15 protein-coding genes and 2 pseudogenes are annotated in these 22,380 nt (G+C 70.0%); 8 read left to right on the top strand and 9 right to left on the bottom strand.

From position 1 onward, the window contains the following. The first annotated feature begins 203 nt into the window (after window positions 1–203). A complete protein-coding gene (gene thiC / locus ACFXC1_RS26840) occupies window positions 204–2,042 on the top strand; it encodes a phosphomethylpyrimidine synthase ThiC (RefSeq protein ID WP_381246639.1) in 1,839 nt (612 codons plus the stop codon). A 173-nt stretch (window positions 2,043–2,215) separates the two neighbouring features. Here thiC and ACFXC1_RS26845 read toward each other — a convergent pair. Together ACFXC1_RS26845 and ACFXC1_RS26850 are read right to left on the bottom strand one after the other, a co-directional pair. Then, window positions 2,216–3,100, bottom strand: a pseudogene (locus tag ACFXC1_RS26845) (serine hydrolase domain-containing protein); the annotation flags it as partial. A gap of 403 nt (window positions 3,101–3,503) precedes the next feature. Then, on the bottom strand, window positions 3,504–4,442 hold the full coding sequence (locus ACFXC1_RS26850; protein ID WP_381246642.1) for an NADP-dependent oxidoreductase: 939 nt from the start codon (window positions 4,440–4,442) through the stop codon (window positions 3,504–3,506). A 99-nt stretch (window positions 4,443–4,541) separates the two neighbouring features. On the opposite strand from ACFXC1_RS26850, the gene ACFXC1_RS26855 reads away from it, so the two are divergent. Beyond that, window positions 4,542–4,946, top strand: a complete 405-nt coding sequence (locus ACFXC1_RS26855) for a winged helix-turn-helix transcriptional regulator (protein ID WP_381246645.1) — start codon at window positions 4,542–4,544, stop codon at window positions 4,944–4,946. 48 nt (window positions 4,947–4,994) lie between these two features. Here the strand turns inward: ACFXC1_RS26855 and ACFXC1_RS26860 are convergent, their stop codons facing one another. The 3 genes from ACFXC1_RS26860 to ACFXC1_RS26870 all read right to left on the bottom strand — a co-directional run bounded on the left by ACFXC1_RS26860 (window position 4,995) and on the right by ACFXC1_RS26870 (window position 9,071). Further along, window positions 4,995–5,855, bottom strand: coding sequence for a hypothetical protein (locus ACFXC1_RS26860; protein WP_381246648.1), 861 nt, complete (start codon window positions 5,853–5,855; stop codon window positions 4,995–4,997). A 192-nt stretch (window positions 5,856–6,047) separates the two neighbouring features. Continuing rightward, entirely contained in the window at window positions 6,048–7,136 is a 1,089-nt protein-coding gene (locus tag ACFXC1_RS26865) for a metallophosphoesterase (protein WP_381246651.1), read from the bottom strand. Window positions 7,137–7,958: 822 nt separating this feature from the next. Then, the gene (locus tag ACFXC1_RS26870; RefSeq protein ID WP_078532683.1) at window positions 7,959–9,071 is read right to left on the bottom strand and encodes a LacI family DNA-binding transcriptional regulator; all 1,113 of its coding nucleotides are present in this window, start codon (window positions 9,069–9,071) and stop codon (window positions 7,959–7,961) included. Window positions 9,072–9,500: 429 nt separating this feature from the next. Between ACFXC1_RS26870 and hisC the strand changes: the two genes are divergently transcribed. From hisC to ACFXC1_RS26900, 6 genes and pseudogenes are all read left to right on the top strand, one after another. After that, a complete protein-coding gene (hisC, locus tag ACFXC1_RS26875) occupies window positions 9,501–10,580 on the top strand; it encodes a histidinol-phosphate transaminase (RefSeq protein ID WP_381246655.1) in 1,080 nt (359 codons plus the stop codon). Between the two features lie 215 nt (window positions 10,581–10,795). Then, window positions 10,796–12,304 (top strand): cytochrome ubiquinol oxidase subunit I, encoded by a 1,509-nt coding sequence (locus ACFXC1_RS26880; RefSeq protein ID WP_381246657.1) that lies wholly within the window; start codon window positions 10,796–10,798, stop codon window positions 12,302–12,304. A 21-nt stretch (window positions 12,305–12,325) separates the two neighbouring features. Next, window positions 12,326–13,330: a cytochrome d ubiquinol oxidase subunit II gene (gene cydB, locus ACFXC1_RS26885; RefSeq protein WP_381246660.1), complete on the top strand. Its 1,005-nt coding sequence runs from the start codon at window positions 12,326–12,328 to the stop codon at window positions 13,328–13,330. A gap of 88 nt (window positions 13,331–13,418) precedes the next feature. Next, window positions 13,419–16,907 carry a thiol reductant ABC exporter subunit CydD gene (cydD, locus tag ACFXC1_RS26890; RefSeq protein ID WP_381246663.1) on the top strand — a complete coding sequence of 1,163 codons (3,489 nt, stop codon included), beginning with the start codon at window positions 13,419–13,421 and terminating at the stop codon, window positions 16,905–16,907. A 61-nt stretch (window positions 16,908–16,968) separates the two neighbouring features. Next, the gene (locus tag ACFXC1_RS26895; RefSeq protein ID WP_381246666.1) at window positions 16,969–18,648 is read left to right on the top strand and encodes a sensor histidine kinase; all 1,680 of its coding nucleotides are present in this window, start codon (window positions 16,969–16,971) and stop codon (window positions 18,646–18,648) included. Window positions 18,649–18,834: 186 nt separating this feature from the next. Further along, window positions 18,835–19,317: pseudogene (locus tag ACFXC1_RS26900) on the top strand (M23 family metallopeptidase); the annotation flags it as partial. A gap of 5 nt (window positions 19,318–19,322) precedes the next feature. Here ACFXC1_RS26900 and ACFXC1_RS26905 read toward each other — a convergent pair. The 4 genes from ACFXC1_RS26905 to ACFXC1_RS26920 all read right to left on the bottom strand — a co-directional run bounded on the left by ACFXC1_RS26905 (window position 19,323) and on the right by ACFXC1_RS26920 (window position 22,309). Beyond that, entirely contained in the window at window positions 19,323–20,210 is an 888-nt protein-coding gene (locus ACFXC1_RS26905; RefSeq protein ID WP_381246669.1) for a Cof-type HAD-IIB family hydrolase, read from the bottom strand. Between the two features lie 92 nt (window positions 20,211–20,302). After that, window positions 20,303–21,205, bottom strand: coding sequence for an LLM class flavin-dependent oxidoreductase (locus tag ACFXC1_RS26910; RefSeq protein WP_381246672.1), 903 nt, complete (start codon window positions 21,203–21,205; stop codon window positions 20,303–20,305). Between the two features lie 42 nt (window positions 21,206–21,247). Then, the gene (locus ACFXC1_RS26915) at window positions 21,248–21,694 is read right to left on the bottom strand and encodes a hypothetical protein (RefSeq protein WP_381246675.1); all 447 of its coding nucleotides are present in this window, start codon (window positions 21,692–21,694) and stop codon (window positions 21,248–21,250) included. Window positions 21,695–21,760: 66 nt separating this feature from the next. Further along, window positions 21,761–22,309, bottom strand: coding sequence for an RNA 2'-phosphotransferase (locus ACFXC1_RS26920; protein WP_381246678.1), 549 nt, complete (start codon window positions 22,307–22,309; stop codon window positions 21,761–21,763). Window positions 22,310–22,380 lie beyond the last annotated feature (71 nt).

The following is a 22,380-nucleotide window of genomic DNA, read 5'->3' on the forward strand; positions in this document are numbered from 1 at the left end:
ATGACGCTAGCGTGGAGCCACCTTTGCACACGCGGGAGCTCGGAGCACCGGGCTGAGAGGGCGCTGACCTCCGTCTCTGCGATGTTTCACGGGAAACGTCATCTGTATCGAGTGATGTTTCACATGAAACATCGGCTGACGGAAGCCGCTGCGTCGACCGCCGAACCTGTTACCGGGTAATGCCGGCGTAGGGAGTAGGTCTCATGACCAACAAGGACGCACGCACGCCTGCCTTCAGCCAGGACGAACAGCCCATTCCGGGCGAGGAGTTCGCAGGGGCCGAGCAGCCGACGGGGGCCGAGCAGCCCGTGGAGGCCGCGAAGTCCGCCGGCTGGCACAAGGGGTATGTCGAGGGCTCGCGCCCCGATCTGCGGGTGCCGGTCCGTCAGGTGCACCTCACCAACGGACAGTCCGTGACGCTGTACGACACCTCCGGCCCGTACACCGATCCGCTCGTCGACACCGACGTCCGCAGGGGGCTGGCCCCGCTGCGGGAGAACTGGATCATCGCCCGGGGCGACACCGACGAGTACGCGGGCCGTCCCGTCCGCCCCGAGGACGACGGGATCAAGCACACGTCACCGCGCGGTGGACTCCGCAACCTCGACGCGGTGTTCCCGGGCCGCCCCCGGCAGCCGCGCCGAGGACGCGAGGGCACGGCGGTGACTCAACTCGCCTACGCGCGACGGGGCGAGATCACGCCCGAGATGGAGTTCGTGGCCGTACGCGAGAAGGTCTCGCCCGAGGTGGTCCGGGAGGAGATCGCGGCCGGGCGTGCGGTACTGCCGGCCAACGTCAACCACCCCGAGATCGAGCCGATGATCATCGGCAAGCGGTTCCTGGTGAAGGTCAACGCCAACATCGGCAATTCCGCGGTCACTTCCTCCATCGAGGAGGAGGTCGAGAAGATGACCTGGGCGACCCGTTGGGGCGCCGACACGGTCATGGACCTGTCCACCGGCCGCAATATCCACACCACCCGCGAGTGGGTGCTGCGCAACTCCCCCGTCCCCATCGGCACCGTGCCGCTCTACCAGGCGCTCGAAAAGGTCGACGGCCGCGCCGAGGAACTGACCTGGGAGATCTACAAGGACACGGTCGTCGAACAGGCCGAACAGGGCGTGGACTACATGACCGTCCACGCGGGCGTGCGGCTGCCGTTCGTACCGCTGACGGCGAACCGCAAGACGGGCATCGTCTCGCGCGGCGGCTCGATCATGGCGGCCTGGTGCCTGGCGCACCACAAGGAATCGTTCCTCTACGAGAACTTCGAGGAGCTCTGCGAGATCCTCGCCGCCTACGACGTCACGTACTCGCTGGGCGACGGCCTGCGCCCCGGCTCGATCGCGGACGCCAACGACGAGGCACAGTTCGCCGAGTTGAGGACTCTCGGGGAACTCAACACGATCGCGAAGCGTTTCAACGTACAGACCATGATCGAGGGCCCGGGGCATGTCCCGATGCACAAGATCAAGGAGAACATCGACCTTCAGCAGGAGATCTGTGATGAAGCTCCGTTCTATACGCTCGGCCCGCTGACGACTGACGTCGCGCCTGCGTACGACCACATCACTTCCGGCATCGGTGCCGCGATGATCGCCTGGTGGGGCACGGCCATGCTCTGCTACGTCACGCCCAAGGAGCACTTGGGCCTGCCCAATCGTGACGACGTCAAGACCGGCGTCATCACCTACAAGATCGCCGCCCACGCAGCCGACCTCGCCAAGGGGCACCCAGGTGCACAGGAGTGGGACGACGCGCTGTCCGACGCCCGTTTCGAGTTCCGCTGGGAGGACCAGTTCAACCTGGCCCTCGACCCGGTCACGGCTCGGGAGTTCCACGACGAGACACTGCCGGCGGAGCCGGCCAAGACGGCGCACTTCTGCTCGATGTGCGGGCCGAAGTTCTGCTCGATGAAGATCTCCCAGGACATCCGCCGTGAACACGGCGGCACCAAGGAGGAGGTCGAGGAGGGCATGGCGCGGAAGTCGAAGGAGTTCGCGGCGGCGGGCAACCGGGTGTACCTGCCGATCGCCGACTGACGACGACCGGCGGGGTCGGACACGGTCCAGCACGGTGTCCAGCTCTTCGGCGAGCCCTCGGCCGACGTCGTGTCGCACAGGGCGTGGTCGACGAGGGTGCCGGTCGCGTGGTTGAGGGCGGCGAGGTCCGGCGGCGCGGTGGTGGTCGTGATGGAGACGGTCACCGCGCGCCTGCCGTCGGCGCTCACCGCGGGGCGGGTGTTGACGCCCGCTCCGTCGCCCTCGTGGGTGTAGTAGAAGCCGCCGCAGGAGAGCGGGATCCTGCGCAGGCCGAGGCCGTAGGTGCCCTCGGGCATCTCGGCCACGTCCTCCAGGTCGTCGGTTCGCTGCACCGTCTGCCGCATCTCGCGCCACTGCGCGGCGGGGAGCAGCCTGCCGTCGGCCAGGGCCCGGAAGAAGGTGTTCAGGTCGGCGGTGGTGCTCACCACACAGGAGTCCGCGGTGTGCTGGAAGCTGTGATCGGTGACGTCGAGACGCCTGCCGGCGGCGGTCGTGAGGTACGCGTTCACGTGCGGGTCGGGCAGGAACGGGTTGAGCATGGGGATGGAGGTGTTGCGCAGTCCCAACTTCGCGATGACGCGGTGAGCGACCAGGTCCTGCCAGCTCGCGTCCCCGGCCTTCTCGGCGATCATCCCGGCCAGCAGGTAGTTGATGTTGGAGTAAGCCCACCGGATGGCGCCGCCCGGCTGCGGCACGAAGAGCGGGCGGTGCTTCATCGCGACGGCGACCAGGTCGGCCGCCGGGGTGGTGTCGTAGCGGTTCTCGTCGAAGTGGTTGATCAGGCGGTCCTGGATCGCCGGGTCGTCGATGTAGTCGTAGAGGCCGCTGGTCTGGCGGAGCAGGTCGCGGACGGTGATGCGGGTGCCGTCATTGCTGTTGCCCGTGACGACTCCCGGCAGCCAGTGCTCGACGGTGTCGTCGAGCGACAGCCGCTTCTCCGCGACGAGTTGGAGGACGACGGTCGCCACGAAGGTCTTCGTCGTGCTCGCGACACGGAAGTGCGCGTTCCAGGGGATCGGGGCCGTGGAGTCGGCCGTGCGGGTGCCGATGCGGGCCATGAGCGGTGCGCCGTTCGGTCCGTCGACCCTGGCGAGCACGTTCACATCGCCGCCTCCGGCCCTTGCGTACGGCTGCCAGGTCGCGCTGGAGCACGGCCTCGTCGTACACGTGGGAGGGGTGGTTGGGTGCAGGGTGTCCGGTGGTGGCCGTCGCGGCCACGGGCGCGCCCAGTGCGAGCAGCGCCGCTGCCAGTACGGCGGCGCCGGTCTTCCTCGTCGACGGCATCTGCATGACCGAATCCCCCGTTGCTCCTGGTCCTGACCGGTGACGATCACAAGACAACCGGATCGGGGCGCGGGGGAGGATGGGGCTGTCCACCGAGTGCGGGGTGGACGTAACCCCTCTGCGGACCTGGGGTTCGTCCCCGTCGGGCCCCGGTGGGGAACGAGCGGGCCGATTGGGTCAGGGCACGAGGACGAGCTTGCCCGTGGTGCGCTTGGCCTCGATGGCGCGGTGGGCCTCGGCGGCTTCGGCCAGCGGGTAGGTGCGCTCGACGGAGACCCGCAGCCGACCTGCTTCAACGCGTTCGGTGATCTGCTTCAGCAGGGCGCCGGAGGGCTCGGCCGTGACCCAGGTGTAGCGCAGGCCCCGGGCGGCGGCCTGCTGCTCGTCCGTCCCCGGGTCGATCGACGCGCCGACAAGCAGACCGTCCGGCCGGAGCACGTCGAGGGAGTGCGGGCCGTAGGAACCGCCGACCAGGTCCAGGACCGCGTCCACCGGTGCGACGGCGCTCCGGAAGTCGGTGGTGGTGTAGTCGATCAACTCGTCGGCGCCCAGCCCGCGCAGGAAGTCGTGATGGGTTGCGCGGGCGGTGCCGATGACGTGCGCCCCCAGTTCCCTGGCCAGTTGGACGGCGACGTGTCCGACGCCGCCCGCCGCCGCGTGGATCAGCACCCGGTCACCGGGCCCGACCCGCGCCAGCACGGCCAGAGCCTGCCAGGCGGTGATCGCGACCAGGGGTACGGCCCCCGCGTCGGCGAGGCCGAGGTTCTTGGGCGCGGGCGCCAGCGCGTCGGCCGGTACGGCGGTGAACTCGGCGTACGCGCCCCGTGGGCGGACGGAGAGCATGCCGTACACCTCGTCGCCCGGCGCGAACCCTGTCACGCCCTCGCCGACCCGCTCGACGACACCGGCCACGTCGTTGCCCGGCGTCCACGGCAGGGGGACCAGTTCCGGCACCCGGCCGGACCGGAGCACCGCGTCGCCCGGGTTGACGCCGGCGCCGGCGACCCGCACGAGCACCTCGCCGGGGCCGGGCTCGGGGACGTCGGTCTCGACATAGGTGAGCGTCTCGGGGCCGCCGAACACGGATTGGACGATGGCGTGCATACGGGCGGACATCCTGACTCCTCGTCAACAGGCGTGGCGCGTGCTGTGTTCCATGGTCGACCGCGCGACAACGCTGCGGAAGAAGGCACTTCTCTGATATCGAGGTTCCTCATGGATACCGGCTTCGACCTGAGGAAACACGGTGGCGTGGAGGTCTTCCTGCGCGACTGCCCCACCCGTGCCGTACTGGAGCTGATCGCGGGCAAGTGGACCATGCTGGTGCTGGTGGCCCTGGAGGACGGCCGGCCCATGCGGTTCGCCGAACTGCGGCGACGGCTGGACGGTGTGACGCCGAAGGTGCTGACAGGGACCCTGCGAGCGCTGGAGCGCGAGGGGCTGCTGACCCGCACGGTGTACCCGACCGTGCCACCGCGCGTGGAGTACCGGCTGACCGAACTGGGCCTGGAGGTGGGCGGGTTGGTGCGGAACCTCACCGTCTGGGCGCAGGCGAACGTCACCGCCATGCGGGCGGCGCGCGAGGAGTTCGACGGGCGCGACGAGCAGCGGAACCCGTGACCGGGTCTTCGGCTTGCGCTCCCCTGGGTGGGGGCGCAAGCCGAGGGGCTACTCCGGCGCGTGCTCGGGCCCCCCGAAGTCCGGGCTGCTGAAGTCCGGGCTGGTGAAGCTCGGGCGGTGCCCCGGTTTCGGGCCGTCGTCGGGGCTGGAGAAGCCCGGGCGGTCGTAGCCGAGGTGCGGCATGCGACTCGGTGCCGAGGGTGTCGTACGGCGCAGGGCCGCCGTGCCCGGGGCCGCGAGCGCCTCCTGGAGGAACGGCAGGATGCCGCGTTCCAGAAGGGCGTCATGCCAGGCTTCCCTGGCCCGGGCCACCTCACCGCCCGACTCGCCGTAGGGGTCGGCGTCGAACGTCGGCCGGTTGCGCAGGGCCGTGAGGAGCAGGCCGACGGCGGCGACGAGGATCGCCGCGGCGGTCATCGCACCGAACACCCAGCCGGCGGTGAGCATGGTCTGCGCGAACGCGGGTTCGGGGGTGAGCATCTTGAGGATGTAACCCACGAGCAGGAATATCGCCGCGGCAGTGCCGGCGAGGACGGGGGTGAGGACGGCGGCGACGGCGACGGCACCCGCACCCTCGGCAGCCTCCCCCAGGGTGGTGGCGAGCCCCATCGCGCCCACGCCGCCCGGCTCCTCGGAGCCGGTCTCGGGGACGGACGACGGGGTGGACGACGCCGGCCGGCGCAGTTCCTCGCGGACCTTCACATAGTGCTGGTACTCGGTCGCTGCGGCCGCCGTGATGATCGCGGTGGCGTTCAGCGCCATGGTGCGCAGCTGTTCGGGGTTGAGCCGCTTACCGACAGCGGCCAGTTCCGGGCGGGTAGGGGCGGAGCGCAGCGCCTCGTCGAGGATCCGCTCGTACTCCTGGCGGTCCTCGCTGTGCAGGTGCTGCGGAACGCTGTTCATGTGCATCCCCCGATGCTCCGTAGGGCTTGGGGCTCGCATGCCAACGAGCCGTCGGGCAGAAACGGAGGGGAGCCTGCTACGGATAAGCCGATGGTAGAGCGGCGACGGCACACGGTGACAGGGGGTTTCCAGAAATTGGCCCCTGGCCAGCGCTGTCGTCCGCCGGTCCTCCGAGGGGGACGTGTGCCCGTTAAACGCTCAGATATCCAACGGCAGTTGCTGGACCAGCAGTTTTCCGGCCATGGTCACTCCGCCGTCCATCGCGATGGCCAGTCCTTCGGCGTAGACGTGCGGTCCCTCGACCACGGGAGGGGCGGTGTCCTCGCCGTCCTCGGAGCCGACGTCGCCCAGGAGGTAGGGAATCGGGCTGTGGCCGTGCACGATCCGGGTCCCGCCGTACATGTCGAGCAGGGAGCGGACATGTTCGGCTCCGCCCTCGTCACGGAAGGAGAAGCGCTTGGTGAACTTGCGGAACACGTCCCACACCTCGTCCGCGTCGTTGCGCGTGAGGGTCTCGCGGACGTTGTCGTTGACCGCCTCGATCGAGTCGCCGTAGTCGAGGTAGGCGGTGGTGTCGGAGTGGACGAGCAGATGGCCGTCGACCTCCTCCATGGCGTCCAGGCGGGCCATCCACTGCAGGTGGACGTCCTGGAGGCGGTCCATGTCGGTCTTCTGGCCGCCGTTGAGCAGCCAGGCCGCCTGGAAGGTGGCAGTGCCCGCGCCGGAGTTGACGGGGGTGTCGCCGAACCGCTTGGCGCCGAGCAGCAGCAGCTCGTGGTTGCCCATGAGGGCCTTGCAGTAGCCGCCGGCCGCGGCCGCCTCGGCGGACAGCCGCATCACCAGGTCGATGACGCCGATGCCGTCCGGCCCGCGGTCGGTGAAGTCGCCGAGGAACCACAGCCGCGCGGTGCCCGCGCACCAGCTGCCGGCCGCGTCGATCAGGCCCTTCTCCCGCAGCGCGGCCACCAGTTCGTCGAGGTAGCCGTGCACATCCCCTACGACGAACAGCGGACCGGGGCCCTCCGTCTGCCGGGGGATGCCCACCGACGCCGGGTCCACCGCGACCTGAACCGTGTCACCCCTATTGATGACCGGCAGATCGCGCCGAGTCGGCGTGTACCCGTCGGGATGGGCCTCGTCGAAGGCCTCCTCGTCGGGTCGTACGGCGCCGCCGGGCTGTGCGCTGTCGGCGTACGGACCGGTCTCGTGGACATACGCCGGTACCCGGAAGTCGCGCAACGTCGCCGTCCGCTCCACCTCGGGTCCCTGACCGGCCCCCTGAGTCATCGACCCCTCCACCATCACGCCGCGTCTGCACCGCGTCGGACTGCCTGGTCGCAGCGGCCCGCGGTGTCGTGGGCCCATCATAGGAATGCGGATCGCGCCATGTGATGACCCAGGGGTGGTGAATCAGAGCAGGACTCCGGTTCACCGTGGCTTTCGCCCCGATTGGGCAGGGCTTCGACCACTCGACCAGCACCCGAGGGACGATCGGTTCCCGCCGGAAGGGCGGCTGGATTTCGCCGGTGCGGTGACCTCCGGCGGTTGCCGTACGCCACCTCCGACTTCGGTACGACCGCCTGCCGTCGGCCGGTCGGTGGTCGACTCCGGTGCCGGGTGGGTGCTCGGGGAGACAGGGCTGCGCGGGCGGCCGAGGGGGCAGGATCGGGCGGTACGGCCCGAACGGCGCCGGCTGGGAGTCCCGGCACCGTCCGGCCCGTACCGGAGCCCGAGGGAAGCGCCCGGACACCGCCCGCCCGCCACTCCGCCCCGAGAGACGCCCGGCACCGCGCCAACCACCTCGCGGTGCCCGTCACGGCGTTCTCCCCCCAGCCCTCACGGTGCGGGCCGCGATAAAGGGCACAATGCCGGCACATCCTGGCTACGACCCCCACCCTCACGCCCGTCACCGCACCCCGAGCAGCCCTTGGCGCGGACAGGCGGCGGCAAGCGGCCCCACGGGACGGCGGACCCGTCGGCAGGCTCACCGGGGCCGCCGTAGCGCCGCCTCGGCCTACCGCCGACCTGACGCACCGCCAGTCCGGCCCACCGGTCGACCGGTTCAGCGACCGACCGGCCACCCGTCCCCGAGGGGAACTCGCCCGCCCCCTACTTCCCCTCCGGCGACCGGGGCGGACTGACCGTCGTCCGCGGTGGCCGTCGCTGGGACGACGTACGGATGATCAGTTCGGTCGGTATCACCTGCTCGACCGGCAGATCCGAATCGACCCCCTCGATGGCGTCGATGAGGAGCTGCACCACAGCCGTACCGATGCGGCGCGGCTTCAGGGAGAGCGTGGTGATCGGCGGCTCGGTGTTGGCGTACACCGTGGACTCGCTGCAGCACACCAGCAGCAGATCCTCCGGTACCCGCATCCCGTAGCGGCGGGCCGCGGCGAGCAGATCCGTGCCGTTGGGGTCGAACAGGCCGTAGACCGCGTCGGGTCGGTCGGGCCGGGCGAGCAGCCGGTCGGCGGCGACGGCGCCCGCGCACGGATCGTGCGCCGGATAGGACTCGTACACCGGATCCTGGCCCACCCGCTCGCACCAACGCAGGTATGCGGTGGTCGAGAGGTGTGTGTACGTGTCCGTGCTCGTGCCCGTGAGGAGGCCGATCCGGCGGGCGCCGGCGTCGGCCAGGTGGTCGAGGATGCCGAGGACGGCGGCCTCGTGGTCGTTGTCGACCCAGGCGGTCACCGGGAGCGAGCCGGCCGGGCGGCCGTCGGAGACGACCGGTAAACCCTGCCGGACGAGCTCGCTGACCACCGGATCCTGGTCGGACGGGTCGATGACGACCGTGCCGTCCAGGGCGACGTTCGACCACACGTCGTGGCGCGAGGTCGCCGGAAGGATCACTAGGGCGTAGCCGCGGGCGAGCGCGGCCGACGTGGCGGCGCGTGCCATCTCGGCGAAGTACGCGAATTCGGTGAAGGTGAAAGGTTCATCCCCGTACGTCGTGACGGTCAGGCCGATGAGGCCCGATTTCCCGGTACGGAGCGTGCGAGCCGCCGCGGAGGGCCGATAGCCCAGCCGGTCGGCCACTTCGCGGACATGGCGTCGGGTGGCGTCCGGGAGCCGGCCCTTGCCGTTGAGGGCGTCGGAGACGGTCGTGATGGAGACCCCGGCCGCGGCGGCCACATCTCTGATTCCCGCCCGGCCCGGCCGGCTTCCTCGACGAGAGGTTTCCGCGCGGCTCACCTGGTGCTTCCCTGCTGCTGTCATGGCGAGCCGATAGTAGGGCTCATGCGGTGGGGTAGTGCGGACGCATATGCACGCGTTGACAGGCACGTTTCTGCAAGGTCAGAAAGGGTCAACTGCCTTGGAAACAAAGTCAGTTAAACGCTTCGATGGCATTACGTGACTTGTCGGCGCGCATGGGCCTGCCAAGTCCCCGATGTTTCGAAGAGGTCTCAACTCACCTGCACGAGGGATGCGCGCCACGGCGTGAGCTACCGGCGCATAGATATATGTACAGCGCGCCCCCGGTTCGTGCGCCTTCGTACGCTGTTGCCCCTGATGCGGATGTGACGTGTGAGACATTCCCGGCCAGGGTCCGCAGGCCGCTCACCCGGACGCGACCTGTACGCGGCGGCGTCGAATCCTCATAAGGTGAGCAGTATTGAAATCCGGTGGGTCACAAGGAGGACTGCGGTGAGCGAGACGAGCCCCAAGCTGCGCGCCGAGCTGGAGGGTATCCCCACCTACAAGCCGGGCAAGCCTGCCGCGGTGGACGGTCCGGTGGCCTACAAGCTGTCCTCCAACGAGAACCCGTACCCGCCGCTGCCGGGTGTCATGGAGAGCGTGACGGCGGCCGCCGCCTCCTTCAACCGGTACCCGGACATGGCCTGCACCGGTCTGATGAACGAGCTGGCGGAACGGTTCGGCGTCCCGCTCTCCCACCTGGCCACCGGCACCGGCTCGGTCGGCGTCGCCCAGCAGCTGATCCAGGCGACCAGCGGTCCCGGTGACGAGGTCATCTACGCCTGGCGGTCCTTCGAGGCCTACCCGATCATCACGCGGATCAGCGGTGCCACTCCGGTGCAGGTGCCGCTGACCCCGGGCGATGTGCACGACCTGGACGCGATGGCCGACGCCATCACGGACCGGACCCGGCTGATCTTCGTCTGCAACCCCAACAACCCGACGGGCACGGTCGTACGACGGGCCGAGCTGGAGCGCTTCCTGGACCGGGTGCCCGATGATGTGCTGGTCGTACTGGACGAGGCGTACCGCGAGTTCATCCGGGACCTGGAGGTGCCGGACGGCGTCCAGATCTACCGCGACCGGCCGAACGTCTGTGTCCTGCGCACCTTCTCCAAGGCGTACGGCCTCGCCGGGCTGCGGGTCGGCTTCGCGATCGCGCACGAGCCGGTGGCGGCGGCGCTGCGCAAGACGGCCGTGCCGTTCGGGGTGAGTCAGCTCGCGCAGGACGCGGCGGTCGCCTCGCTGCGCGCGGAGGACGAACTGCTCGGCCGGGTCGGCTCCTTGGTGAGCGAGCGCACCCGCGTGGTCGACACGCTGCGCGGTCAGGGCTGGACGGTTCCGGAGACGCAGGCGAACTTCGTGTGGCTGCGGCTGGGGGAGCGTACGGTCGACTTCGCGGCGGTGTGCGAGCAGCACGGTGTGGTGGTGCGGCCGTTCGCGGGCGAGGGCGCCCGGATCACGGTCGGGGAGACCGAGGCCAACGACATCTTCCTGAAGGTGGCGGAGGGCTTCCGCAAGGAGCTGTAGGGCGTCGTCGACGCCATAGGCCGACCGGTCCCTCCCTGGTGGGGCCGGTCGGCCGCGTTGGGGGACCCCCCGCCTCTCACGTCTCGAACTGCCATGCGTCATAATTCCTTGTGAATGTGAACGCGTTCACAAGCGTGTCCTGGTTGTCCAGTGATGCGTGGGGCATAAGGGGCAAACTGCCGCTGTGACCACGGCGACATAAGGAGACTGACGACGTGCAACTGGCTCTGGCGCCGGAGACACTGGCGCGATGGCAGTTCGGCATCACCACCGTCTACCACTTCCTGTTCGTCCCCCTGACGATCTCGCTCGCCGCTCTCACGGCCGGGCTGCAGACCGCGTGGGTGCGCACGGAGAAGGAGAAGTACCTCAGGGCCACCAAGTTCTGGGGCAAGCTCTTCCTGATCAACATCGCCATGGGCGTCGTCACGGGCATCGTGCAGGAGTTCCAGTTCGGCATGAACTGGTCCGCCTACTCGCGGTTCGTCGGTGACATCTTCGGTGCCCCGCTCGCCTTCGAGGCGCTGATCGCGTTCTTCTTCGAGTCGACCTTCATCGGGCTGTGGATCTTCGGCTGGGACAAGCTCCCCAAGCGGATCCATCTGGCCTGCATCTGGATGGTCTCGATCGGCACGATCCTCTCGGCGTACTTCATCCTCGCGGCCAACTCGTGGATGCAGCACCCCGTCGGCTACAAGATCAACAAAGCCAAGGGCCGTGCCGAACTCACCGACTTCTGGCATGTGCTGACCCAGAACACCGCGCTCGCGCAGGCCTTCCACACGCTCTCCGCGTCCTTCCTGACCGGTGGCGCGTTCATGGTCGGCATCGCGGCCTTCCACCTGTACCGCAAGAAGCACATCTCCGTGATGAAGACCTCGCTGCGGCTGGGCCTGATCACCGTCACGATCGCCGGCCTGCTCACCGCCGTCAGCGGTGACACCCTCGGCAAGGTCATGTTCAAGCAGCAGCCTATGAAGATGGCCGCCGCCGAGGCCCTGTGGGACGGCCAGGACTCCGCGCCCTTCTCGATCTTCGCCTACGGCGACGTCAGCAAGGGCCACAACACCGTCGAGCTCTCGATCCCCGGGATACTGTCGTTCCTCGCCGACGACGACTTCAACTCCTACGTCCCCGGCATCAACGACACCAACAAGGCCGAGCAGGCCAAGTACGGTCCCGGCGACTACCGGCCCATCATCCCCGTCACCTTCTGGGCGTTCCGCTGGATGATCGGCTTCGGCATGGCGTCCTTCGCCGTCGGCCTGGCCGGACTCTGGCTGACCCGCAAGAAGTTCATGCTGCCCCAGCATCTGCGGGTCGGCGACGACGAGGTGCCGAACGTGGTCCTCTTCAAGAAGAAGGCCCTCGGCCCGAAGCTCACCAAGCTCTACTGGCTGGTGTCCATCTGGACCCTCGGCTTCCCCCTCATCGCCAACTCCTGGGGCTGGATCTTCACCGAGATGGGCCGCCAGCCCTGGGTCGTCTACGGCCTCTTCCAGACCCGCGACGCCGTCTCCCCCAGCGTTTCCCAGGGCGAGGTCCTCACCTCGATGATCGTCTTCACCTCGCTCTACGCGATCCTCGCCGTCATCGAGGTCAAGCTGCTCGCGAAGTACGTCAAGGCCGGCCCGCCCGAGCTCACCGAGGCCGACCTCAACCCGCCCACGAAGATCGGCGGCGACTCCCAGGACGCCGACAAGCCGATGGCCTTCTCGTACTAGGCCGAGGGAGTTGCAACTGTCATGGAACTGCACGACGTCTGGTTCGTCCTCATCGCCGTCCTGTGGACCGGCTACTTCTTCCTGGAGGGCTTCGACTTCGGGGTCGGCATCCTCACCAAGCTGCTCGCCCGGAACCGCACCGAGAAGCGGGTGCTGATCAACACGATCGGTCCGGTCTGGGACGGCAACGAGGTCTGGCTGCTCACGGCCGGCGGCGCGACCTTCGCCGCCTTCCCCGAGTGGTACGCCACCCTCTTCTCCGGCTTCTACCTCGCTCTGCTGATCATCCTGGTCTGCCTGATCGTCCGGGGTGTCGCCTTCGAGTACCGGGCGAAGCGGCCCGAGGAGAACTGGCAGCGCAACTGGGAGACCGCGATCTTCTGGACCTCGCTGCTCCCCGCGTTCCTGTGGGGCGTCGCCTTCGGCAACATCGTGCGGGGCGTGAAGATCGACAAGAACTTCGAGTACGTCGGCAACTTCTGGGACCTGCTCAACCCGTACGCCATCCTCGGCGGCCTGGTCACGCTGACGCTGTTCACCTTCCACGGCGCGGTGTTCACGGCGCTCAAGACCGTCGGCGACATTCGGGTGCGGGCACGGAAGCTGGCCCTTCAAGTCGGTCTCGTCACCGCCCTGTTGGCGCTGGCCTTCCTGATCTGGACCCAGGTCGACAGCGGTGACGGCAAGAGCCTGGTCGCGCTGGTCGTGGCCGTCGTCGCGCTGGTCGCGGCGCTGGGGGCGATCCAAGTCGGGCGCGAGGGCTGGTCGTTCGCGTTCTCCGGGGTCACCATCATCGCCGCCGTCGCGATGCTCTTCCTGTCGCTCTTCCCGAACGTCATGCCGTCCTCGCTCAACGCGGACTGGAGCCTCACGGTCACCAACGCTTCGTCGAGCCCGTACACCCTGAAGATCATGACCTGGTGTGCGGGGATCGCCACCCCGATCGTCCTGCTCTACCAGGGCTGGACGTACTGGGTGTTCCGGAAGCGGATCGGTACGCAGCACATTGCAGAAGCAGCGCACTGAGTCCTGATTGGGGCATGTTTCACGTGAAACATGCCCCGTTGGGACCTAATGAGAAGTCGGGACCTCCCGAGAAGAGGGTGTGTTTCACGTGAAACCAATCGACCCACGACTACTTCGATACGCCCGCGCCACCCGCCTCTTCCTGATGGCGGTCGTCGGCCTGGGTGCCGTCGGGGCGCTGCTGGCCATCGCGCAGGCGATGCTCATCGCCGAGGTCGTGGTCGGCGCCTTCCAGCACGGCAAGTCCGTGAGTGAACTCGGCACTCCCCTGGTGCTGTTGGTGGCGGTCGCGGGTGGCCGTGCCCTGGTCTCCTGGCTCACCGAACTCGCCGCCCACCGAGCCAGCGCCTCCGTGAAGTCGGAGCTACGGCGACGGCTGCTGGAGCGTTCCGTGGAGCTGGGGCCCGGCTGGCTGAGTGGGCAGCGGACCGGGTCGCTGGTCGCCCTCGCCACACGTGGAGTCGACGCCCTCGACGACTACTTCTCGCGCTATCTCCCACAGTTGGGCCTCGCGGTGGTCGTCCCCGTGGCGGTGCTGGCGCGGATCGTCACCGAGGACTGGGTCTCGGCGGCGATCATCGTCGGCACCCTGCCGCTCATCCCGCTCTTCATGGTGATGATCGGCTGGGCCACGCAGTCCCGGATGGACCGGCAGTGGCAGTTGCTGTCCCGGCTCTCCGGGCACTTCCTGGACGTGGTCGCGGGCCTGCCCACGCTGAAGGTGTTCGGGCGGGCCAAGGCGCAGGCCGAGTCGATCCGGCGGATCACCGGCGAGTACCGGCAGGCGACCATGCGGACCCTGCGGATCGCCTTCGTCTCCTCCTTCGCGTTGGAACTGCTTGCCACGCTCTCCGTGGCCCTGGTCGCCGTGACGATCGGCATGCGTCTCGTTCACGGCGACATGGACCTCTACATCGGTCTCGTCGTCCTCGTCCTGGCGCCCGAGGCGTATCTGCCCCTGCGTCAGGTGGGCGCGCAGTACCACGCGGCGGCGGAGGGTCTCACGGCGGCCGAGGAGATCTTCTCGGTACTGGAGACACCGGTACCGGCCACGGGAACCACCGAAGTGCCCTCCGACGCGCTCGCCTTCGAAGGTGTGACGGTCCGGTATCCCGGCCGGTCTGTGGACGCCGTGTCGGACGTGTCCTTCGCCGTGGAACCCGGCGAGACGGTCGCCCTCGTCGGCCCGAGCGGCTCGGGCAAGTCGACACTCCTGAACGCCCTGTTGGGATTCGTGCGGCCCGCCGAGGGGCGGGTCCGCGTCGGGGGAGTCGATCTCGCCGACGCCGACCTGGAGCGCTGGCGCTCACGGATCGCCTGGGTGCCGCAACGCCCGCAGCTGTACGCCGGGACGATCGCTGAGAACGTACGGCTCGCCCGGCCCGACGCCGACGACACCGCCGTACGGCGGGCGTTGGCCGACGCGGGCGCCCTGGAGTTCGTGGACGCGCTGCCCGAGGGCATCGGGAGTGTGCTCGGTGAGGACGGGGCCGGGCTGTCCGCCGGGCAGCGGCAGCGTCTCGCGCTCGCCCGGGCCTTCCTCGCCGACCGTCCCGTTCTGCTCCTCGATGAGCCGACGGCCGCGCTGGACGGGGCGACCGAGGCCGAAGTGGTCGAGGCGGTGAGGCGGTTGGCGGTCGGGCGCACGGTCCTGCTCGTGGTGCACCGGCCGGCTCTCCTGGCGGTGGCGGACCGGGTGGTGCGGGTGACGGAGGGCGATGCGGTGGTCCGCACGGAGACCGCGCCGACGCTCGCCGGTCCGAGCGCGGAGGCGACGGTGAGTTCCGTGGCCGTCGACGTGCCCGAGACACAGCTCGCGGCCCGCAAGGGCAGCGTCCTCTCCCGCGTCCGCGCCATGTCCGGCGCCCGGCGTGGCCGCCTCGCCCTGGCCCTGGTGCTCGGAAGTCTCGCGCTGGGCAGTGCGGTTGGGCTCATGGCCACCTCGGGGTGGCTGATCTCGCGGGCCTCGCAGCAGCCGCCCGTGCTGTACCTGATGGTGGCGGTGACCGCGACCAGGGCCTTCGGGATCGGGCGGGCCGTGTTCCGGTACGCGGAGCGACTCGTGTCGCACGACGCGGTGCTGCGGATGCTTGCCGACACCCGGGTCGCCGTCTACCGGCGCCTTGAGCGGCTGGCACCTGCCGGACTCCGCGACACCCGCCGGGGCGATCTGCTGTCCCGGCTCGTCGCCGACGTGGACGCGCTCCAGGACTACTGGCTGCGCTGGCTGCTGCCCGCCGGGGTCGCGGTCACCGTCTCGGCGGCGACGGTCGGCTTCACCGCCTGGCTGCTGCCCGAGGCCGGTGCCGTCCTCGCGGTCGGTCTCCTCGCCGCCGGTGTCGGCGTCCCCCTCGTCACCGGTGCCGTGGCCCGTCGTGCCGAACGGCGGCTGGCCCCGGCCCGTGGGGCGCTCGCCACCCGCGTCACCGAACTGCTCACCGGCACCGCCGAGTTGACGGTCGCTGGCGCACTGCCCGCCCGCACCGCCGAGGCCCGGCGCGCGGACGGCGTCCTCACCCGGATCGCCTCCCGCGCCGCCACCGCCACCGCGCTCGGCGACGGCCTCACCGCGCTGATCTCCGGACTGACCGTCGCCGCCACCGCCCTGGTGGCCGTCCAAGCCGTCGCCGCGGGACGGCTCAGCGGTGTCCTGACGGCCGTCGTCGTCCTCACCCCGCTCGCCGCCTTCGAGGCCGTCCTCGGACTGCCCCTCGCTGTGCAGTACAGGCAGCGGGTCCGCAAGAGCGCCGAGCGCGTGTACGAGGTCCTGGACGCCCCCGAGCCCGTACGGGAACCGGAGCGGCCCCGCCAGGCGCCCGCGACACCCTTCCCGCTCGTTGTCCAGGGGCTGGCCGCGCGCCACAACGGCCAGGACCGGGACGCGCTCGCCGGGCTCAACCTGACGCTGGAGAAGGGCCGCCGGGTCGCCGTGGTCGGGTCCTCCGGTTCCGGCAAGACGACGCTGGCGCAGGTGCTGCTGCGCTTCCTCGACGCGGACGCCGGTTCGTACACGCTGGCCGGCGTGGACGCGTACGCCCTGGACGGTGATGACGTACGACGGCTCGTCGGGCTGTGTGCGCAGGACGCGCACCTCTTCGACAGCTCGGTGCGCGAGAACCTGCTGCTCGCGAAGAAGGACGCGACCGAGGACGAACTGCGAGCCGCGCTGGAGCGGGCCCGGCTGATCGACTGGGCCGACGGGCTGCCCGACGGACTGGACACCCTCGTCGGTGAGCACGGGGCGCGGCTGTCCGGCGGGCAGCGGCAGCGGCTGGCCCTCGCCCGCGCACTGCTCGCCGACTTCCCGGTCCTCGTGCTCGACGAGCCCGCCGAACACCTCGACCTGGCGACCGCCGACGCGCTCACCGCCGATCTGCTGGCCGCCACGGAGGGCCGTACGACGCTCCTCATCACGCACCGGCTGGCGGGACTCGATGACGTGGACGAGGTGATCGTGCTGGACGAGGGGCGGGTCGTGCAGCGGGGGCCGTACGCCGGACTGGTCTCGGTGGAGGGGCCGTTGCGGGGGATGGCGGAGCGGGAGGCGGAGTCGGAGCTGCTGGTGGCGGCCGGGTAGGGAGGCTTGCGGTCGAGGCGCTCGACTTTCCGTGACAAAGAGGACTAATTAGGCTCGGGGCATGTCAGCCGCTGCGAGTGCCGGTCCCCCGTCGTCCTCCCCGGGGCTGTCCGCCGAACTGGCCGTACGCGTGCCGCAGTTGCTGGCCGCGATGCGGTCCGTGGGCAGTGGGCTCGAGTTGCACTCCACGCTGGAGCGGATCTGTGAGGCGGCGGCCACGCTGACGGAAGCCCGTTTCGCGGGGCTCGGTGTCGTGGACGAAGAGGGCGACGCCCTTGCCGACTTCGTCTTCCACGGGGTAGACGCGGGGACCGCGCGGCGCATCGGGCGGTTTCCCGACGGGCACAAGGGGCTGCTCGGCGCGCTCATCCGGGAGCCGGAGCCGGTGCGGCTCGTGGATGTGACGCAGGATCCGCGCTCCTGGGGCTTCCCCGCGCACCATCCTCGGATGCGGGCCTTCCTCGGTGTTCCGATCCGGGTCCAGGGAGAGGTCTTCGGGAATCTCTATTTGGGCGAGAAACGCGGTGGGGGCACCTTCAACGACGACGACGTCAACATGGTCCGGGTCCTGGCGACCGAGGCCGGCATCGCGATCGGCAACGCCCGGCTGTACGAGGCCGCCCAGCAGCGCGAGCGGTGGATCGACGGGTCGGTGGCCGTCACGACCGCCCTGTTGTCCGGCGGGGATGCCGAGGAGGCGCTCCAGGTCGTCGCGGAACGGGCCCGCCGGCTGTCCGGTTCGGCGGCCGGGATCGTGCTGCTGCCCGCGACCGAGGGCGGCATGGAGATCGTCGCCGTGGCCTCGGAACAACCGTCGAACCAGCTCGGCAGAGTCGTCCCGCCGGACAGCGAGATCGTCGCGCAACTCCTCGACGGACAGCCGGTGTTCGTCGCGGACGCGGCCACCGATCCGCGTGTGATCAGCGCCCTCGCGCGCGCCTACGGGCCGATCATGGCGCTGCCCCTGCAGAGCGGCGGGCGCGTCCTGGGCGCCCTCGTCACCCCTCGGGCGCGGGGCGAGCGGCCGTTCACGGAGGCGGAACGCACCCTCGCCATCCAGTTCGCCTCGCAGGCCGCGCTCGCGCTGATGATGGCCGAGGCACAGCGCGACCGGGAACGCCTCGCGGTGTACGAGGACCGGGACCGGATCGCCCGCGATCTGCACGACCTGGTCATCCAACGGCTGTTCGCCACCGGCATGATGCTGGAGAGCGCCCGGCGCGACTCGCTCGTCCCCGAGGTGCGGCAGGGCGTCGGCAACGCCGTCGACGAACTCGACATCACCATCCAGGAGATCCGCACCACGATCTTCGCGCTCCAACAGGGGCCCACCGAAGCCCCCTCCGGGCTGCGCACGCGGGTGCTGCGGGAGATCAACATGGCCGCCGTGCCGCTCGGTTTCACACCCGAGCACCGTTTCGTCGGCGCGGTCGACAGCGTGGTCGGTGACCTCACCGGCAAGAACCTCATCGCGGCCCTGCGCGAGGCCCTCTCCAACGCCTTCCGGCACGCGGCGGCCACCCGGATCGAGGTCGTCGTCGACGCGACCGCGACCCTGCCCGACGGACGGCCCGGCGTCCGGCTCACCGTCGCGGACGACGGGGTCGGCATCCCGGAGGGCGGTCGCCGCAGCGGCCTGAAGAACCTCAAGCGACGGGCCGAATCCCTGGGCGGCGACAGCTGGTACGGGCCCGGCAACGGCGGAGGCGGTACGACGGTGGTGTGGCAGGCGCCCCACTGAGCCGTTCGCGCCACCCTGTCCCCCATGCGTACGACTTGAACAGGGCGCCGGTCCGTCGCACGGGTCACGATCGCTGACATGCCCTCATCTCGCCGTCACCCTCTGCTCGTTCCGGTACTGCTGTGCGCGATCGCCGTGCTGGCGGCCCGCCCCGGCAACAGCGACAGCCACACCCTCGGTGCCAGGCAGACGGACACCTCGGTCGCCGCGGGTTCATGCCCGGGCGCCGTTCGCCTCGACCAGCCGTCGACCACGGAAACCGCCTCATGGGTCGCGCCGGTGGAGTCGAGCGAACTGTCCGCAGGATTCGGCAGCAGCGGCTCCCGCTGGGCGAACCGGCACACCGGCCAGGACTTCGCGGTGCCCGTAGGCACACCGGTCCGGGCGGCCGGAGCGGGCCGGGTGGTGCGAGTGTCCTGCGGCGGCGCCTTCGGCATCCAGATCGTGGTCGAGCATCCGGGCGGCTACTGCACGCAGTACGCCCACCTCGCCTCCGTCGCCGTCGACGAGGGTGACCGGGTCACCGCCGGCCAGTGGATCGGCCGGTCCGGCACGACCGGCAACTCCACCGGCCCGCACCTGCACTTCGAGGTACGGACCACCCCGGAGACGGACTCTGCGGTCGATCCGCTGCCGTGGCTGGAGGCACGCGGAGTGGCCGTCGGCTGAGCGAGCTACCGCCGCTCCGCCAGCATCCGCTCGATGACGACCGCCACGCCGTCCTCGTTGTTGTCGACGGTCCGCCCCGAGGCCGCGGCGAGCACGGCGGGGTGCGCGTTGCCCATCGCATACGACTGCCCCGCCCACGTCAGCATCTCGACGTCGTTCGGCATGTCCCCGAAGGCGACGACCTCCTCGGGCGCGATACCCCGCTCCGCGCAGCACAGGGCGAGCGTGCTCGCCTTGGAGACGCCGGGGCCGCTGATCTCCAGCAGGGCGCTGGGGCTGGAGCGGGTGACGTTCGCGCGGTCGCCCAGGGCGAGGCGGGCGGTGGTCAGGAAGTCGTCCGGGTCGAGGTCGGGGTGGAACGCGAGGATCTTCAGGACCGGTTCGTCGGCCCCGGGGGCGTCCGGCGCGAGGAGCTTCTCGGCGGGCGCCAGGGTGTCCGGGATCTCCAGGTGCAGCTTCGGATACGCCGGCTCCTGGTAGAAGCCGTAGGTCTGCTCGATCGCGTACACGGTCCCGGGCGCCGCCTCGCGCACCAGTCGTACGGCGTCGAGGGCGTTGTTCCGGGCCAGTTCGCGGACCTTCACGAAGCGGTGGGCACCAGGGCCGCCGTGCAGGTCGACCACGGCCGCGCCGTTGCCGCAGATCGCCAGGCCGTGGCCGTGGACGTGGTCGCTGACGACGTCCATCCAGCGGGCCGGGCGACCGGTCACGAAGAAGACCTCGATGCCCGCCTCCTCGGCAGCCGCCAGGGCGGCCACCGTGCGGGGGGACACCGACTTGTCGTCGCGCAGCAGAGTGCCGTCCAGGTCGGTGGCGATCAGCCGTGGCGGGACGGCGGAGGCCGGGGTCTCGGGCTGTCGAGTCGCTGAGGTCACCGGACCATTCTCCCGCATATGCCCGCACGGCCGTGCGGCAGTGCGCACATGTGAGTGGTTACGGCCCCCAGCAGTGGTCGTTGCGCCCGAGGCCAGGGGCGCCCTCCGGGTCAGCGGAGCTGAGTGGGGGCTTCCATCGCGATCTGCTCGAAGACCTTCTCGTCCGCCGCGAAGTCGGAGTCCGGGATCGGCCAGTGGATCACGATGTCGGTGAAGCCCAGTTCCTGATGCCGGCCCGCGAAGTCGACGAAGGCACCGAGGGACTCCAGCGGACGGCCGCGGTCCGGGGTGAAACCGGTGAGCAGGATCTTGTCGAGCTCGGCCGCGTCCCGGCCGATCGACGCGCAGGCGTCGGCCAGCTTCTCGGCCTGCCCGCGAATGGCGTGAACCGACTGCTCGGGAGTGCCGCTCTCGAAGAGCCGGGGATCACCGGTGGTCACCCAGGCCTGCCCGTGGCGGGCGGTGAGCTTCAGACCACGGGGCCTGGTGGCGGCCACCGCGAACGGCAGCCGGGGCCGCTGCACACACCCCGGAATGTTCCGGGCCTCGTGCGCCGAGTAGAAGTCACCCTCGTACGACACCGAATCCTCGGTGAGCAGCCGGTCCAGCAGCGGAACGAACTCCCCGAACCGGTCGGCACGCTCCCGTGGGGTCCACGGGTCCTGTCCGAGGGCGGTGGCGTCGAAGCCGGAGCCGCCCGCACCGATGCCGAGGGTGACGCGTCCGTCGGAGACGTCGTCGAGCGTGATGAGGTCCTTGGCGAGGGTCACCGGGTGCCGGAAGTTGGGCGAGGTGACGAGCGTGCCCAGCCGCATCCGCTCAGTGACTGCCGCTGCGGCGGTCAGTGTCGGTACGGCGCCGAACCACGGGCCGTCCCGGAAGGTGCGCCAGGACAGATGGTCGTAGGTGTAGGCGGTGTGGAAACCGAGCTGCTCCGCGCGCTGCCATGCCTCGCGGCTCCCCTCGTTCCAGCGGCGGTACGGGAGGATCACGGTGCTCAGGCGCAGGTTCATGGATCCCAGGCTAAGCGGCTGTCCGTGTTTCACGTGAAACCGTCATCTGATGCGGCCGTTCAGCCACGGCGTGAGGGTGATCATCGAGATCCACTCCTTGTGCGTCCGGTCGCCGGGCAGCGGGACGATCAGGTTGCAACTGGGCGGGAAACGGCGGGCCTTTACGTAGGCGTGGCCGTCGAACACGGAGCGGAGGAAGGCGGGGACGTCGTCGCGGGCGATGTCGGGGCAGGCGATGCCCTCGACCGTGATCACGGCGTCGTCCTCGGGGAAGAGCCGCACGCTCACCCGGGGCAGTCCGCCGAACTCGACGAAGGCCTCGTGCGGGAGTGAACCGTCGGGGTCGGTGGTGACGCCGAAACCCGCGGAGGTGCGGCGCGAGGTCTGGTCGGCGCCGATGTCGTGGGTGACCTCGATCTCACGCGCGTACTCGGCGGCGATGTCACGCAGGGCGGTGACGGCCGCCTCGGTGCTGGGGAAGTGGTCCATACCTCTGATCATGCCGGGGGTGGTGTGGCCGGGGCCATCACCGGTGGCACATCTCGGCCGCGCGGATCAGTGGGATTCGGGGAACCGCAGATAGCGCGTGGGTACCGCCTCGGTGAGCCACACCCCGTTCTCGCTGACCCGGAACACATGGCCGTCGCCGTGCATCGCGCCAGCGTCCACGGCGAGCACGACGGGCCGGCCGCGGCGGGCGCCCACCCGGGTCGCGGTCTCCCGGTCGGCGGAGAGGTGCACGGCGTGGCGGTTCATGGGCCGTAGCCCCTCGGCCCGGATCGCGTCCAGGTTGCGTGCCACCGTGCCGTGGAAGAGGTACGACGGCGGGGTGGCCGGGGGCAGTCCGAGGTCGACCTCGATGCTGTGGCCCTGGCTGGCGCGGATACGGGTGCCCTCGATCGCGAAGCGCCGCTTGTCGTTCGTGGCCACCACATGGTCGAGTTCCTGGCGGCTGAAGCGGAACCCGTGCGCGGCACAGGCGGCGATCAGCGTGTCGATCTCGACCCAGCCGGCCTCGTCGAGGGTGAGCCCGATCCGCTCGGGCTGGTGGCGCAGGTGCTTCGAGAGGTACTTCGACACCTTCACGGTGCGTCTTTCGTCCATCCGCTCAGCATGACGGGAGAGACGCGGATCACGCATTTTCTTTTGGGGCTGATGTTTGGTCCACAACCAAC

Origin of the sequence: Streptomyces hokutonensis (assembly GCF_042751305.1) — a bacterium.
Lineage (GTDB): Bacteria > Actinomycetota > Actinomycetes > Streptomycetales > Streptomycetaceae > Streptomyces > Streptomyces hokutonensis_A.